This window comes from Hymenobacter elongatus, assembly GCF_004745955.1.
Lineage (GTDB): Bacteria > Bacteroidota > Bacteroidia > Cytophagales > Hymenobacteraceae > Hymenobacter > Hymenobacter elongatus.
This window is the reverse complement of sequence record NZ_SRLD01000001.1, coordinates 54,601-70,225: the sequence shown is the minus strand read 5'-3', so window position 1 is coordinate 70,225 and position 15,625 is coordinate 54,601. Positions and strand designations below refer to the sequence as shown.

Sequence of the window (15,625 nt, the reverse complement as noted above, 5' to 3'; positions counted from 1 at the left end):
TTAGAGTCTATCCGAAAAATAAACCCACTGACAAAAAACGGTCATGCTGAGCTTGCCGAAGCATCTCTACCGCTTCGCTTCGTTGAAGGAACCAAGCGAAGCGGTAGAGATGCTTCGGCAAGCTCAGCATGACCGTTGAGGCATTTTCCGTCTATGGCTTAATTAAGCCTACAAACCGTTGCGAGCGGTGCTAGGAGCCGCCGGCCCGGCGCTTCTCGTCTTCGGCCCCGCCGTTGCGGCGGCGCGACGGCGCCAGCTTATCGTTGCCGAAGCGGTAGGTGAAGGCCAGCGTTGCTACCCGAAAGTCGCCGCGCTGGTAGAAGCGCTCCACGTAGTTGTCGTAGGTGGAGGTGGCCCGGATGGCCCCGGTGTAGAAAACATCCGTCACGTTCAGCTTCAGGTTGCCTTTTCGTTCCCAGAGGCTTTTTTGAATTCCAAATGCCAGCTCGCCCCGCGGCCGGGTATCGAAGAAGGTGTAGAGCTCCCGCGACTGGTACTCCGCGTTCAGATCGGCGCCCCAGCCTTTGCCCAGCGTGAAGGTGCTGTTGCTGCTGAGCGTGAAAGCCGGCTTCGCATTGTTGCTGCCCAGCGTGGTGCCGGCCACGCTGCCCACGAAGCGGCTGTAGTAGAATATGCCGTTGTTGTACACGTTCCACCACGGGGCCAGCTCCACGGGGGCCGTCAGGGTGAGGGCATAGTAGTGCTGGGTGCCCAGGTTCTGGCTCGTCGATTTCACAATGCGGCTATTGACCGTATCGGGCTGCACGGTGCCCACAATGGGGTTATCGGTGCGGCTGTAGCTCAGGCCCACGCTGTATTTCTGGTGGTAGGTGTGCGTCAGCTCCGCGTTGTAGCTGGTTTGGGGGCGCAGCTCGGGGTTGCCCGAGCCGTAGGTCGTCGCGTCGATGTAGGAGCGGAACGGGTTGAGCTGGCCGTAGGAAGGCCGGTCGATGCGGCGGCTCAGCGAAGCGGAGGTTTCGTGCTTGTCCGAAAACGTGTGCTTCAGGGCCGCGCTGGGAAACAGCTGGAAGTAGTTGCGGGTGAAGTTGGCGTTTACATCCTGCTGCACCGCATGCTGCCGGCCCACGCCCCTGGTTTGCTCCCCGCGCAGGCCCGCCTGCAGCGTCCATTTGGGCAGCGTGTGGTTGACGTTGATATACGCCGCGTTGATGTTTTCGTCGTAGCGGAAGCGGTTGGAGGTGTTCGGGTCCCGCGCCAGCGTGCTCAGATCCAGCGTCTTATCAGCACGCTCAAACGGTGTCCGAAACTCCACGTCGTTGTCGGAATACACCCAGCTCACTTTGGCCCCGGCCTCCAGGCGCGTCTGCTTGCGCACGGGGTGGGTGTAGTCGGCCTTCACCGACTGAATCGTGAGCAGCCCATCCTGGTTGCCGTAGCGCTTAAAGAACTGCTCCACAGGACTTCGGTCGTAGTAGGTATCCAGAAACTGCAGGCGGCGCGTGCTGTAGCGGGCGTAGTCGGCGTCGGCCGTCAGCTCCCGGTTGCCCACCGAGTCGTTGAAAGTGTGCTTGAAGTTGAGGTTGCCCGCCACGTTCGGAAACGACGCGTCCCGGTCGTTGGTGGAGTTATAGCCCCGTAGCGGGTTGCCGGCGGCATCGGTCTGGGTAGTCACGTTGGTGCCTTCCTGGAGGCTGCGCGTTTGTAGTCCGTTCGCCGTGGCACCCAGCACTGTGCGCTCCGAAAGGCTGTAGTCGAGCCCCGCTTTCCAGCTGTGCGACTGGTTGTGGCCCACGCTGTAGTTGTCCTGGTCGGTGCTGCCATCGTAGACCTTGCCCAAATCGCTGGGCCGGTAAAAGTCGCGGTGAATGGTCAGGGCCCCGTAGTTGCGGCGGTTGGCGTAGGTATAGGAGCCGAAGGTGTTGGTTTTCCTGGTGCGGTGGTTCATCGTCAGGCCCGAGGTGAACTTGCCGAAGCGGCCCCGCCCGTAGCTGCTGCTCAGGCTGCCATTGGTGCCCACGCGCTGGTCTTTTTTGAGGTTGATGGCAATAATGCCCGCGCTGCCCTGGGCCTCGTATTTGGCCGGCGGGTTGGTAATCAGCTCGATGCTTTTGAGCTGTTCGGCCGGCAGCGCCCGCAGGTAGTCGGCCAACTCGATGCCCGTCATGGGCTGGCGCTTGCCATCAATGAGCACCAGCACGCCCTGCCGCCCGCGCAGCCCAATGTTGTCATTGCCATCTATCGTGACACCCGGCGAGCGGCTGAGCACGTCCAGGCTCGTGTTGCCCGCCGCCAGCGTCGAGCCTTCCACGTTCACGATGGTGCGGTCGGCTTCGCGCTCAAACAGCGGCTTCTGGCCCACCACTTTCACCTCCTTCAGGGTTGTAGCGCCGCTGGCCGACAGCGTCAGCACCGGCAGGGCCACCACCTCGGCTCCCACGGCAAAAGCCTTGCTCCAGGTGCGCACAAAGCCTACCTGCGCGCCCGAAACCAGGTAGGTGCCCGCGCTGGTTTGCTCGAAGCGAAACGTGCCTTTCTCGTCGCTGAACTCCGATTTTACCACCGTCGAGTCGGCGGCGCGGTGCAGCGTCACGGTGGCGAAGTCGATGGGCGCGCCGGTAGCCGCCGTCAGCTGGCCCGTCACGGCCGGCCGGGTTTGGGCCAGCGTGGGAAGGGCCAGCAACAGGAGCCCAAACAGCAGCAGCAAGGACCGGCGCAGTGGCCGTCCGGATTCGGAGGGTATCATAGGGGAGGAGAAATGAGAGGCTAACGCGGACAAAAACGAGTCAGGAACCCAGTGCCGGTAGCTATTAGCGCCGCACCCAGGCAGGGGAAAAAGGCATGCGAAATGCCCGGCAACTCACCCAAGCCGCTGCTTGCCCACGGCCAACGGGCAAGCATATGAATGAATACGAATTGTTTCGTAGCAAACATACGAATGATTTCGTATATTCAAATTACTCAATTAGTATTTTTCGGTTTACGCCTGGTTGTCCGAATCTGAAGCAGGGGAGCAGTTCACGTAAATGCGGTCCAGAAGCTGGCTCAGCAGCGCCTGATCCGCTTCCGTCAGGCCTTGCAAGGCTAGTTGGCGGTTGCTGAGCACGATAGGCTGCACGGCCTCCAGAGTCCGCTGTCCTTCCTCTGTGACGCGCAACCGGGTGCGTCGGCCATCGTGGGGCAGGCTCTCGGCTGCCAGCAGCCCGCGCTGGGTAAGCAACCGAATGATGCGCGCCACCGACGCCTGGTCTTTGAATACCCGCTCCCCGATATCGGTTTGGGTCAGGTCGTCCTTCTCCAGTATCACGCGCAGCACCAGCCACTGGTCAATCGTAATGGCAATGCCCGCCCGGTCGATGTTGGCCTGGGCAAAGCGCCGATACTGCTTGATGGCTTTGTCGAGCGAGTAGAATAGAATATGGGAGAGCATGGGCAAATGAAGCAGAAGTAATGGATGAATGTATGATATATCATGAAGGTTGCCCGGTAAGGAAAAAATGGTGGCAGTGGCAGTGGCATACTCTACGAATACATCGACCTTACTGTGGCATTTACTGCGGCTCCTACACCTCCGGAGTTGTGTACAACCTACGACTGTACACAACTCCGGAATATCCATTCTGATGATCAAATCCAACAAGGCACTCCTGGTACTCTTGCATCTTTTGTGGCAGCCAACGCGGGACAGAACCGTTGTGAGGTGATTGGCCAGCGGGGTTATCAGAATATTATGCCTGGAGTAAATTTGGCTATGAGACCGACGATAAGATATATTCGTGACCCGTTGAATCCTGATAGTATCATTGACCGTCGGCATATGTTAGCAGTAGCCTACTACGGAATGGGAGTTGGTAATACTGTAGAGGTTTTTCAAGCAGCAGGTGCTCACCCAAGCGCTTATGATCATCAGGATTATTTCTCTAATCAAATGGGTTACGATTTTTTTTACTACTATGGCACCAGTCTTACTTCCAAGTGGCCGCGTTTTATAGAATTACTTCAAGAATTTCTCATGGACCCTAATAAACGTTCCCGTAATTCCAACCCTTGCCTAATAAATCAACGCTGTCCATAATATTATTATGCGCAAAACTTTATTAGCAGTCACAGGGTTGGCTCTTAGTGTCTTATTAGGTTTTTGCTGCCTTGCCTTGCCTGGCTCAGCCCAGCTGCCCGAGTGGGCAAGCACAATCAACAACAGTCTTATTTAGTGCAGCCTGGTATGACGTTACAGCAAGCGTTTAAGATCATGGGGCCGGCTAAGCAAAAATTAAAATCTCGGGATGGAAGTGGTGTGATTTATATCTATCCTGCGCACCCGTTTGCGTCCGATAATATATGCTTAGGCGTTGGGGCTACAGGAGTCGTTGAATGCATAAACCATGGTGAATAGAATAGTAGCTCGGTTAACGATTTGTTCTAGAGCCGCATTTGATGCGAGCCTGAAACTATGTCGATAATAGATTGGATGTAGTACTATGAAATTTTTCTTCAAATTCCTTTTGCTGGTATATATTGCGTTAGCAATGTCTTGTTTGCTATTGGGTTTTTCAAGAGGATCTGAATCAGGGAGAGTTTATTCCTATTTCATATACTCATTTTTTATAATACTAGTGTATGGATGGTGGGCGTACATTCCTTTTATGAAAATTCACGAATATGTATTCAGGCATTTATGCCCAAATTGGATGGTGTCGACTGCTTTAGGAGTTACTGTTGCTATGGTCATTACTTCATGTTTAATTTACTTTCCTATTGTCACTGAGTTTCCCATTTTCGGCACATCCAGGGTAATTGATGTTTTAAGTTTTGGATTTGGAGGCGGAGTATATGGTATGCTATACTACCTGTGGCTAGTAGCAAAGCTGTTTAGAAAGTCGCCAGAACGGCGTAGAGACGCATAGTTGCGTCTCGTCGTTGGGTGATACCCGCAGTTTCCGTTCAACGACGAGACGCAACTATGCGTCTCTACATCGGCGAACCGACTTTCTAAACAGCTTCAGCTTCTCATAGAAAGAATGCTTCATAAAAAGATTCTTTAAGGCCATCACAAGGACTAGATAACGAAGCTGTCTAGGAAGTCTAAAGACCGTCCTGCTGAGCTTACCGAAGCACCTCTACTGCATTGTTGAACGACTCCTGCAAAGCGGGAGAGATGCTTCGACAAGCTCAGCAGGACGCAAGCGAGGTTTCCACCAATTCCCAGACGCGCGCTTAGTTTGGCGGTGGAGATGCGTCGATAGGCAGACGCCAGATTAAGCAGGAGGCCGGAAACCCGAGCACGCGCTCAGTTCTTCACCGCCGCCAGCACCCGCTTAATCAGCTCGTTGGGGTTGCCGTTGTGCCAGCGCCACACAATAACGAGGTCGTGTTCGGGGTCGACCCAGATGGTGTTGGAGCCGGCTCCCAGGGCGGCGTAGCTGCTGGCCGGCGCGTCGGGCCAGGCTTTGCGCTGGGTGTTGAGCCACCAGAGGTAGCCGTAGTCGGGGCCGACGGGGCCGGGCGTGGTGGCCTGCTGCACCCAGGTTTTGGGCACTAGCTGGCGGTTTTGCCACCGGCCCTGGCGCAAAAACAGGTAGCCAAACCGGGCCTCGTCGCGGGCATTGATCCAGAGGCCGCCGCCCCAGCGGGTGCCACCGCTGACCGAGGCCATGGGCTTGCCGTCAATCAGGGCGGTGGAGTTGGTGTAGGGCACCCACTTCCAGGAGTCGGAAGCGCCGATGGGGTTCATGATTTCGTCGCGGAATACTTCCGGCAGCGGCTTGCGCCAGAGCTGGAGCAGGGAAAGGGAAAACCGGTTGACGCGCACGTCGTTGTACTCGTAGAAGGAGCCGGGCTGCTGGAGGGCGCGGGGTTTTCGCTCCCCGTTGCCAAATGCTTGCTTACCTACAAAATCCGCGTTTTTGCCCCATAGCTCGCCTTCCCACTCACTGGTCTGGCGGGCGTGGTGCTCCCAGGTTACGGTGCGGTTCTGCTCCGAATCGTAGCCGCCGTCGTGGATGTAGCGGGCCACGGGGTCCTGCATGTTCTTGATCAGGCCCCGCTCGATGGTCACGCCCAGCAGCGTCGACAGCACGCTTTTGGCCACGCTGTAGGTAGGGTCGGGGCGCTGGGTGTCGCCCCACTCGGCCACGATGTAGCCGTGGCGCAGAATCAGGCCGTTGGTGGCGGCCCGGCTGGTAGGCATGGGGCCGAGCAGCTTGCCAAATATTTCCTCTTGTGTGGAGAAATTCGGAGTCATCTGGGTGGTTTCCTGCTGCTGGGCAAACGTGACGGCCTCCTGGAGCCGGGTGGCATCGAGGCCCGCCTGCTCGGGGGAGCGGCGCTGCCAGTCGGTGCCGGGCCCCGGATAGTACGCCGTGGCCGTGGCGGCCGGGCCGGTGGGTTGGGGGAGGCGGGAGCAGGCCAGAAAAGGCAGCAGCAGGAGCAGGAGGTGGGTTTGGGACAGGCGCATGGAGCGAAAAGAATAGCGGACGTTCGACGTGTCGCTAAAGCTACGAAGCCGAAAGCTGGGTACAGCCGGCGCGGAATGCTAAACTTGCGGCCGCTAAACCCAGTTGCCATGTCCGTGACCGAATTTCCGATTTCTTCCCTGGCCGCCCTGCCGACCGTGGCCGCGCAGGTGGCCCCGCTGCTGGCGGGCCATTCCATCATTTTGCTTGAGGGCGAGATGGGGGCGGGCAAAACTACGTTCATCAAAGCCTTGTGCGCCGTGCTGGGTGCCCCCGACGACGTGAGCAGCCCCACCTTCGCCCTAGTGAATGAATACCGCGACGCCCGCGACCAGCCCATCTACCACTTCGATTTCTACCGGATTGAGGATGTAGAAGAAGCCGAAAACATTGGGGCGCTAGAGTACTTCGATTCTGGCTATCTTTGCCTGATAGAGTGGCCAAGCCGCGTGGAGGCGCTTTTGCCCCCGAAGAGGCTACTCGTCACGCTCACCGTCACTGGCCCCGAGTCGCGCTTGCTGCGTCTGGAGCCGCTGCTAGCCTGAGCCGCTGAACCACTATCCGCCCAATGCCCGAAGCAATACCCCCCGGATTTGAGTCGCTGGCGACCAGCCGCGCGTTTTACACGCAGGAATCGATGCTGGCCGTGGAAACGCGCAAGCGCAAGCTCTTTATTGGCTTGCCCCGCGAAACCTCGCTGCAGGAAAACCGCATCTGCCTGACGCCCGAAGCCGTGAAGCACCTCGTGAACGAGGGCCACGAGGTGGTGATAGAAAGCGGGGCCGGGGAGCCCAGCAAATACTCCGACCACGACTATTCCGAAGCCGGGGCCACCATTGCGTACTCTGCGAAAGAGGTCTACGAGGCCGACATTATCCTGAAAGTGGCCCCGCCCACGCAGGAGGAAATCGAGTACCTCAAGTCCAACCAGACGCTGATTTCGGCCTTGCAGTTCGGCTCCCTGACCTCGGAATATATAACGTCCATTCTGCGCAAAAAGGTGAATGCCATCAGCTTCGAGCTGATTAAGGACCCCTCGGGGGCCAAGCCGGTGGTGCGGGCCATGAGCGAAATAGCGGGCTCGACGGTGATGCTGGTAGCGGCCGAATACCTGGCCCGCTCCAACGAGGGCAAAGGTGTCATTCTGGGCGGCATCACGGGGGTGCCGCCGTCGCAGGTCGTGATTCTGGGAGCGGGCACCGTGGCCGAGTACGCGGCCCGCGCCGCTACCGGGCTGGGTGCGGAAGTGAAAGTATTTGATAATCATTTGTATAAGCTGCGGCGGCTGAAGCAGAATTTAGGCACCACGCTCTACACCAGTACGCTCGACACCTTCGTGCTCAACCAGCAGATCCGCCGCGCCGATGTGGTGATTGGAGCATTGAATGCTGAAGAAGGCCGCATTCCCTTTATGGTACCCGAAAGCGTAGTAGCCTCCATGGCACCCGGCTCGGTCATTATCGACGTCAGCATCGACCAGGGCGGCTGCTTCGAAACCTCGGAGATGACGAGCCACAGCAAGCCCGTGTTCCGCAAATACGACGTAGTACACTATTGCGTGCCCAACATTGCCTCCCGGGTGCCGCGCACGGCCACCAACGCGCTGAGCAACATCTTCACGCCTATTCTGCAGGAAATCAGCCAGCACGGCGGCATCAACGAGGTGCTGTTTACCAACGAGCATTTCCGCTCCGGTGTGTACGTCTACAAAGGGTCGCTGACCAATGCCGCCATTGCCAAGAAATTTAACATGCGGTATAAGGAGCTGGGATTGATGATTGCGGTGCGGAATTAGATTCTGAACCACGGATTCGGCCGGATTTATCGGACTGGTCGGATTTTGGGGACGATTGGGTAAGTTTAGGAGCCTGCACTTTCGTGTGGGCTTTTATCGTTTGCTGGCTATGCGTATTCACTTCCTGCTCCTGATTGTATTGACACTGCTGGCCTCCTGCCATTCCGGATCCCACCCGCGCACGCTGCGCCTTAAGCTGTTGGCCGATACCCAGCAGCGCGCCAACGACCGGCTGTTGCGGCAAGCGGAAGGAATTGTGCGGGCTATTGAGGGTGAGGCTGTTAAAAACAGGAACCAAGCGCGCGACCTGGAGGTGCTGGCGCAGGCGCGGGTTATTCTGGCCCGGACACACGCGGTTTCGGCGCGGATACGGGCCATGCGCACCGCCCTGCTTGACCAGTCCAATGCTGCAACGGAGCCCGACAACCTAGCCGACCCGCAGTCAGTGCGCGACGTGCTGCTGGCCGCAGCCGGTCCGGCTTCTGCCGATAGTTTGTATGGTCATCTGAGGTGCTTCATTGCTTATACTCAACCATTAGCCGCAGACTTTTCGGACCCGTTGGACTAGCTGCCGGCCGCCGTCAGGGAGCCCAGCACTACCCGGCTGCTGCCCGCCGGCCAGGGTGCCTACCGGGACTTCCTGTTTGCCGATGCCACCGTTGCCGAAGCTTTGGCCGCCCTAGCCCAGCAGGAGGCCGGGGCCGTGCGGCTGGGGGTGGAGGCGTTGCTGAATGAGCGGCTGAAAGTGGGGGGCATAGTCGATAACTTTTACCGGTTACAGGCGCTGGCCGTTCCTGCATCCAGCATCGTGCGGGCGGGCGGCCTCTACAGTGCCGACCTGCTGTTGGTGTCGGGTTACAGCCGGAAGCAAGGCCTATGGATGCAGGTAAATGGGGATACCATTCCGGTTAGCTCCGACGGGCGGGGGAAAGTGCGCTTTCCGGTGGCCCGCCAGCTTCCGGCGGGGCAGGACAGCCTCGCCGCTTTCTGGGATGGGAAAGTGACCGTGCAGATAACGGAGGACTACTACCAGACCCTGCGCGTGCGGGTGCCCTATACGATTGTGCGCTAGCCAGCTGTCCCGGTCGCGTCTGCTCAGTCCACGCATTCGGCCAAATCAGGTTTCTACTGGCTACAGTCGCACGGTTTTTCTGAAGTACAGAACAGTGGTATCGTAAAGTGCCGGACCAACTGGCGGCGGCCATCCAGGCGCAGCGTGTCGTAGGTATTCTGGATAGCGCCCTGCGGGGCCGGCCAGCAGGCAGCCGGGGTGGCCTGGCTTTCCTGGTACTGCCGCAAAAAGCCGGAGGAAGCTATCCGGGCCGAGTCGGATGTGCTGTAGAAGCTTTCGATGGCGTAGAAACGGCTGTTGCGGTCCACCGCCACATACAGCACCAGCTGGCCGTGTCCGGCCGCGAAGTCCGCTACCCAGGCCGGCCCCATGCTCCGGCACAGGCACTGCAGCAGGTTTTGCCGCTGCCAGTCCCCGGCCAGGGTGGCATTCTGACAGGGAGCCTGGGCCGGCCCGTGCGGCGCTGCCGGCGTACAGCTGCTGAACAGGGGCAGACCAATCAGAAACGACCAGCGCATCGAACAATCACTATTAATCGCGCATGCCGGCCACAAAGTGCTGAACGTGCTGCGTGGTGGAATCATACACCAGCGTATGAATGTAGGGAAAGAACGTGGCCCGGTACGCCACGGTGTGCTGCGGGCTGATGGTGATGGGGCGGCGAATCAGGTCGCTGTAGTACTTCAGGTGCCAGGCATCAACATCCTTGGGCGAAATGCGGGTGAACCCCCGGTTCCAGGGCGAAGCTGCCGCGAACTGTTTGTGCCGGAGCAGTTCTTGCCAGGCGACCCGATCCAGGTCGTAGGTGAAGTAACCCCAGCTCATAAAGTCGAGCAGCGGATTATCATTGCCCTTGCCCTCGAAATGCGTGGCTTCGGCCGGTATCTCCAGGTGAAGAAACAACCGGTACAGCTGGGCCGGCGTCTTAAACCAGCGACAGCCGCGCACGCCGCACCCGAGTGCCACCAGGAGCAGCAGCAGGCATACTTTGCGACGGATCAGGGGCGACAGGGTCATGTTATCGGCGGAGGATGGGCATGGGGTGAGGAGGCAGCAGAGCAGCCGGCTATTGGGTCCCGGCCGCCAGCAGCAGCACTTTCCAGGCTTCGAGCAGCTTGCCTTGCTCCAGCAGCTGCTGGCCCAGCAGCGTCAGCTGCTTCTTCAGCTCCGCAGGAGTTTCGCGGTATTTATGCAACGTGTAGGCTACCAGCGGCTCGGTGCGGAAGGCTTCCACTTGCGCGGGTGTGGGCAGGGCTTCGTGCTCGATGTTGCCCAGGCGGCCCAGGTTGTTGCCCGTGAGCAGGTCGGAATTGCGGATGTGCGCGGGCAGCTGGTCGTAGCCGATGCCCATGTTGCGATTGGGCTTGGGTACCTCAAACAGGCTGCTGCCCGAGGCCCGGCAGTACCAGTCGCCGCCGAGGCGGGCAATGGCGTCGAGCCGGAACGGGTCGATGCCCAGGCCGCTGGGCAGCACGATATCCTCGCGGAAATGGGCCAGCACGACCCGGCAGATAATCAGGTTGCCGGCCCCGTTGTTCTGGCCCAGCTCGATGATTTGCTCCACCACGCACTCGAAGGCGGCGGGGGCTTCGGCCACGCGCGGCGGCTGTACCCGTTGGCTCGGTATTTCCGTAAAACCGGCCTTCACGAACTCATTCACGCCCTTTGCGTACTCGGTGCTGGCCAGCGACATCTGCTCGACCATGGCGTAGTCGCAGATATGGATGACGACTTCGGGCACCTCGCGCACGTTTTGCAGCGTGTGCTTCTGCGAGTTGTCGCGCACCCGGTTGGCGGGCGAAAACACCAGAATCGGCGGGTTGGAGCCGAAGCAGTTGAAGAAGCTGTAGGGGCTCAGGTTCACGCTGCCATCGGCCGAGATGGTGCTGGCAAACGCCACCGGCCGCGGGGCCACCGCGCCCACCAGAAACGGGTGCAGCTCGCTGGGCTTGATCAGGGCGGGGTCGATGGTGCGGAACGGGGTGGGCGTAGTGGGCATGGTGCGGGGCTGGGTTTGGCGGGCGAAGTTCAGGGTTTATAGGCAAATAGTTGTTTGGCAGAACGTCACAGGACGTCATTCCGAGCGAAGCTGAGGAATCGCGCGTGCTGACGTTGTTGGAAAAAGGCCATCATGCTGAGCGTTCCGCGCATCAAGCGTAGTCGAAGCATCTCCACCGCAGTGGTAATCATTGGCACTGCAACGAAGCGGTAGAGATGCTTCGACTTCGCTCAGCATGACGTTCTTCATCAGGCACTCACCCCCACACTATTCGCAACTATGGATACTTTTACCGCCGCGCCACTTTCCTCACCACACCTACTATGTTCGGAATAAACCATATCCAGTTCGATTCGATGACCTACGCCATTCACTACAAGAATGGCAGCATTGTGAAGGAGGGGCGGGGTTTGTCGTTCTATTATTTTGGGCCAAACAGCTCCATCGTGGCCATCCCGATGGGTAGCAACGACCTGCCCTTCATCTTCAACGAAACCACCCGCGACTACCAGACCGTCTCCATTCAGGGCCAGATAACCTACAAGGCCGGCAACCCCAAGCAGCTGGCCGAGGTGCTCGATTTCACCGTCGACAGCCGGGGCGTGTACAAGAAAAACGACCTGGAAAAGCTCCACCAGCGCATTATCAACGAGGCCCAGACCGCCACGGCCACCTTCGTGCAGAGCCTCACGCTGAAGGATGCCATGCGGGCGGCCAAGGCCATTGAGGTGAACATCGTGGAGGGGCTGGCCGCGTCGAAGGCCGTGGGGCTGCTGGGCATCGAGGTGCTGGGCGTGAATATTCTGGCCGTGAAGGCCACGCCCGAGATGGGTCGGGCGCTGGAAACCGAAACCCGCGAAAAGCTGCAGCAGGAAGCCGACCAGGCCATTTTTGAGCGCCGCAACTTCGCCGTGGAGCAGGAGCGTAAAATCAAGGAAAGCGAGCTGAACACCGAAATTGCGGTGGAGGAAAAGAACAAGCAGATTGCCGAAAAGAAAATCGAGGGGCAGATGCAGCAGGCCGACAGCACCCGCAAGCTGCGCGAAATGAAGGTGCAGGCCGATATTGCCGTGGAAGAGCAGCGCAAATTGCTGATCGAGCAGAACGCCGAAAACCAGCGCCGCGAGGCCGATACCCGCGGCTACGTGCTCGAAACCACCCTGCGGCCCTACAAAGACATGGACTGGAAGCTGCTGGTGGCCCTCAGCAACAACCCCGACCCCAAGTTCAACATTGCCCTGGCCTTCCGCGAGCTGGCCGAAAACGCCGCCAAAATCGGCACCCTCAACATCTCGCCCGACCTGCTCGACTCGCTCGTGAGTGACGCCGCCGACCGGCCTCAAAACCCGCCTAGCAGACGATGAGCGGCATCGACTACGCCATTCTGGTGCGCAACAAAACCCGGCTGGAGCAGCTCGTCGAGCGGTTTAATACCAAGGGTCAGGCGCAGTTCTACATCGAAAGCCTGGGCGGGGAATTTGCCGAGTACGAGGAAGAAAACGCCCGGTTTCAGGAGTCGTTTTCCCTGGTGCAGCGCCGGCTTTCGTCCGTGCTCAAAAATAAGGTAGTGGAGCGGGCATTTCTGCCTTCGTTTCTGTTCAACCAGCAGCAATTGGTGGTGGTAGTGGGCCAGGATGGACTGGTAGCTAACACGGCCAAGTACGTGGGTGGTATCCCCATTATTGCCGTCAACCCCGATCAGGAGCGCTACGACGGGGTGTTGCTGCCTTTCACACCCCACGATTTTCTGCCCGCCGTGCAGCGCGTGGTAGCCGGCCGCCACCGCGTGCGGGAAGCCGCCCTGGCCGAAGCCCGCCTCAACGACGGGCAGCGCCTGCTGGCCTTCAACGACCTGTTTATCGGCAATGCCACCCACGTGTCGGCCCGCTACCGCATCGGCTACCAGGGCGAGCAGGAAAACCACTCGTCGTCGGGCGTTATCGTGTCCACCAAATCGGGGGCGACGGGCTGGCTCAGCTCCGTTTTCAACATGACGGCCGGCATGAGCCGGTTTCTCGACTCGGATGAAATACTGCGGCCCCAGCCGGCATTTGGCGAAAGTGAGCTGATGTTTGTGGTACGCGAGGCCTTTCGCAGCAAGCGCACCCAGACCAGCCTCGCGGCCGGAATCCTGGACGAGCAGGAGCCGCTCATCATCGAGTCGTTTATGCCTGCCAATGGCGTCATCTTCTCCGACGGCGTGGAAACCGACTTTCTGCAGTTCAATTCGGGCGCTATTGCCACCATCGGCGTGGCCCCGGAAAAGGCCCGGCTGGTGGAGAAAGGGTAGGAGGGCGGCGTTATTGCCCCCGGAAAGGTGTACATCTGTTTTTAGAAAACGAAAAATAGATGTACACCTCTTCTTTTCTCCTTGTACAGGTGTTTTTTGGTTTCTGAAAATACATGTACAAGCATCTAGGCTGAAGAAGCTGTTTAGAAAGTCAATTGAACGTCATGCTGAGCGAAGCCGAAGCATCTCTACCGCAATGGTAAACTGAATTACTATTGCGGTAGAGATGCTTCAACAAGCGGACGCCAGATGAAGCATGACCGTCTGATCCCTGTTGGGGACTTTCTAAACAGCTTCGAAGTGTCCCAGCCATCTGTTTTGCCTATTCCGCTATGCTGTTGCCAAAAATCTGCCTGGCTGCGTTGCTCGTTAACTTTGTGCCGGGCCAGGCAGCGGCGCATACGCCAGCGCCGGCCGATACCACCCGCCTGCGCCGCCACCTGGTGGCCCTCACCACCACGCCCGAGCCGCGCAACTATCAGCACCTGGCCAGCCTCAACCAGGCTGCCGACTACATCCGCCGGCAGCTGCAAGCGGCCGGCAGCCGCCTCAGTGAGCAGCCCTACCTGGTGCAGGGCAACACCTACCGCAACGTCATCGGCTCCTTTGGCCCCGAAACTGGCCCGCGCCTGATAGTGGGGGCGCACTATGACGTGTGCGGCGAGCAGCCCGGCGCCGACGACAACGGCACCGGCGTGGCGGCGCTGCTGGAGCTGGCGCGGCTGCTGGGCCAGCAGCCGGCGCTGCCCTACCGCGTGGAGCTGGTGGCTTACACGCTGGAAGAGCCGCCGTTTTTTCGCACCAAAAACATGGGCAGCTATGTGCACGCCAAGTCGCTGCACGACGCTGGAGTAGAGGTCAAAGGTATGGTGGCTCTGGAAATGCTGGGCTACTACGACGACCGGAAAAACAGCCAGGACTATCCGCTGGGGCCGCTCAAGCTGGTATATGGCAGCCGGGGCAACTACGTGACGGTGGCCCAGAAATTCGGCAACGGCCGCTTCGGCCGACAGTTTGCCCGCCGTTACAAAGCCTCGGCGGCTCTGCCCGTGCGGCGCTTCAAGGCCCCGGCCTGGCTGCCCGGCATCGACTTTTCCGACCACCTCAACTACTGGCAGTTCGACTATGCCGCCGTGCTGCTCACCGACACGGCCTTCTACCGCAACAAGCATTACCACGAGCCCACCGACACGCTCGACCGGCTCGATATGCGCCGCCTCGCGCTGGCCGTAGACGCACTGCTGACCGCCCTGCTGGTTATGTGAAGCCAACGGGGGACCGTCCCACCCACACCCAGCCCGTGTGTACCAGATTAGTTTCGCCCTGGGCTGTCGTCTGCACCGTGATGCTGTGCCCGCGCGGCGGCAGAGGCGGCGCAGGCCGCGCAGCTTTTTTCGGCGACTTATTATGCTCGTGTGGCGGCCGTCGTTTGCGGTAATATTAGCTAATTACCTATATCTTCACTAAAATGCTATAGCTTTTTTAAACCCGCGCGTATACCGGCCTATGTCTCAGCCAGCCTGCCCCAAATGTGAAGCCACCGAAGCCACCAAAAGTGGCGTGGTTGGCGGCCGTCAGCGCTTTAAGTGCAAGAAGTGCGGCTACCATTTTTCCGTCGCCAAAGTTGGGCGCGAAGTCAATACCTACTACGTTATCAAAGCCTTGCAGCTGTATGTGGAGGGGGTGAGCTACCGCGAAATTGAGCGGCTGCTGGGCGTGAGCCACGTGAGCGTGATGAACTGGGTAAAGAAGTACGGTATGAAGGCTCCCCGGCAGACGGATTATCACCCGACGTACAAAATATTGAATCAGAAGGAATTGGCGGAGTTTTTTCAGAATCCGAACAACGTGAAGGGGGCCGGGATGATGGTTACGGAACTCGGCGACAAGTACATGATGATCCGGTGGGAGCGGTTCAAGGCCAGCTAGGGCTATAGCTGTTAGCAGAAGTATAGCACGCGCTATACTTCCTGCGGTGGGTTTTGCTATTTGGTTGGACCGAATCAGGAAGTAGCTTCCTGCATTCCCGGTATCCGCCCTCTGGCTCACCCAAACCCAC

15 protein-coding genes are annotated in these 15,625 nt (G+C 59.0%); 9 read left to right on the top strand and 6 right to left on the bottom strand.

The annotated features are described in order from the left end of the window. Window positions 1-190: 190 nt before the first annotated feature. Window positions 191-2,704 carry a TonB-dependent receptor domain-containing protein gene (locus tag E5J99_RS00300; protein WP_135495710.1) on the bottom strand — a complete coding sequence of 838 codons (2,514 nt, stop codon included), beginning with the start codon at window positions 2,702-2,704 and terminating at the stop codon, window positions 191-193. Window positions 2,705-2,938: 234 nt separating this feature from the next. Continuing rightward, window positions 2,939-3,388, bottom strand: coding sequence for a MarR family winged helix-turn-helix transcriptional regulator (locus E5J99_RS00295; protein ID WP_135495709.1), 450 nt, complete (start codon window positions 3,386-3,388; stop codon window positions 2,939-2,941). 114 nt (window positions 3,389-3,502) lie between these two features. Here E5J99_RS00295 and E5J99_RS00290 point away from each other — a divergent pair, with 114 nt between their 5' ends. Next, the gene (locus tag E5J99_RS00290; protein WP_135495708.1) at window positions 3,503-4,033 is read left to right on the top strand and encodes a hypothetical protein; all 531 of its coding nucleotides are present in this window, start codon (window positions 3,503-3,505) and stop codon (window positions 4,031-4,033) included. Window positions 4,034-5,245: 1,212 nt separating this feature from the next. Here E5J99_RS00290 and E5J99_RS00285 read toward each other — a convergent pair. After that, window positions 5,246-6,412 carry a serine hydrolase domain-containing protein gene (locus E5J99_RS00285; protein WP_135495706.1) on the bottom strand — a complete coding sequence of 389 codons (1,167 nt, stop codon included), beginning with the start codon at window positions 6,410-6,412 and terminating at the stop codon, window positions 5,246-5,248. A 108-nt stretch (window positions 6,413-6,520) separates the two neighbouring features. On the opposite strand from E5J99_RS00285, the gene tsaE reads away from it, so the two are divergent. The 4 genes from tsaE to E5J99_RS00265 all read left to right on the top strand — a co-directional run bounded on the left by tsaE (window position 6,521) and on the right by E5J99_RS00265 (window position 9,277). Continuing rightward, window positions 6,521-6,955, top strand: coding sequence for a tRNA (adenosine(37)-N6)-threonylcarbamoyltransferase complex ATPase subunit type 1 TsaE (gene tsaE / locus E5J99_RS00280; RefSeq protein ID WP_135495704.1), 435 nt, complete (start codon window positions 6,521-6,523; stop codon window positions 6,953-6,955). Between the two features lie 23 nt (window positions 6,956-6,978). Next, entirely contained in the window at window positions 6,979-8,205 is a 1,227-nt protein-coding gene (locus tag E5J99_RS00275) for an alanine dehydrogenase (RefSeq protein WP_135495703.1), read from the top strand. Window positions 8,206-8,314: 109 nt separating this feature from the next. After that, the gene (locus E5J99_RS00270; RefSeq protein WP_135495702.1) at window positions 8,315-8,773 is read left to right on the top strand and encodes a hypothetical protein; all 459 of its coding nucleotides are present in this window, start codon (window positions 8,315-8,317) and stop codon (window positions 8,771-8,773) included. Window positions 8,774-8,875: 102 nt separating this feature from the next. After that, complete coding sequence (locus tag E5J99_RS00265) at window positions 8,876-9,277, top strand: hypothetical protein (protein ID WP_135495700.1); 402 nt, start codon at window positions 8,876-8,878, stop codon at window positions 9,275-9,277. 53 nt (window positions 9,278-9,330) lie between these two features. Here E5J99_RS00265 and E5J99_RS00260 read toward each other — a convergent pair whose 3' ends face one another. From E5J99_RS00260 to E5J99_RS00250, 3 genes are read right to left on the bottom strand one after another with little or no spacing between them, the layout of a single operon-like run. After that, window positions 9,331-9,795: a hypothetical protein gene (locus E5J99_RS00260; protein WP_135495699.1), complete on the bottom strand. Its 465-nt coding sequence runs from the start codon at window positions 9,793-9,795 to the stop codon at window positions 9,331-9,333. 13 nt (window positions 9,796-9,808) lie between these two features. Further along, window positions 9,809-10,294: a hypothetical protein gene (locus tag E5J99_RS00255; protein WP_135495697.1), complete on the bottom strand. Its 486-nt coding sequence runs from the start codon at window positions 10,292-10,294 to the stop codon at window positions 9,809-9,811. 49 nt (window positions 10,295-10,343) lie between these two features. Then, window positions 10,344-11,276, bottom strand: a complete 933-nt coding sequence (locus tag E5J99_RS00250) for a flavin reductase family protein (protein WP_135495696.1) — start codon at window positions 11,274-11,276, stop codon at window positions 10,344-10,346. Window positions 11,277-11,599: 323 nt separating this feature from the next. Between E5J99_RS00250 and E5J99_RS00245 the strand changes: the two genes are divergently transcribed. The 4 genes from E5J99_RS00245 (at window position 11,600) to E5J99_RS00230 (ending at window position 15,495) form a co-directional block, all read left to right on the top strand. Next, window positions 11,600-12,640 carry an SPFH domain-containing protein gene (locus tag E5J99_RS00245; RefSeq protein ID WP_135495694.1) on the top strand — a complete coding sequence of 347 codons (1,041 nt, stop codon included), beginning with the start codon at window positions 11,600-11,602 and terminating at the stop codon, window positions 12,638-12,640. After that, a complete protein-coding gene (locus E5J99_RS00240) occupies window positions 12,637-13,566 on the top strand; it encodes an NAD(+)/NADH kinase (RefSeq protein ID WP_135495693.1) in 930 nt (309 codons plus the stop codon). Before E5J99_RS00245 ends, E5J99_RS00240 begins: the two co-directional genes overlap by 4 nt. 332 nt (window positions 13,567-13,898) lie before the next feature. Then, window positions 13,899-14,831 carry a M28 family peptidase gene (locus E5J99_RS00235; protein WP_135495691.1) on the top strand — a complete coding sequence of 311 codons (933 nt, stop codon included), beginning with the start codon at window positions 13,899-13,901 and terminating at the stop codon, window positions 14,829-14,831. Between the two features lie 241 nt (window positions 14,832-15,072). Continuing rightward, window positions 15,073-15,495, top strand: a complete 423-nt coding sequence (locus tag E5J99_RS00230) for an IS1/IS1595 family N-terminal zinc-binding domain-containing protein (RefSeq protein WP_135495690.1) — start codon at window positions 15,073-15,075, stop codon at window positions 15,493-15,495. Window positions 15,496-15,625: the final 130 nt, after the last annotated feature.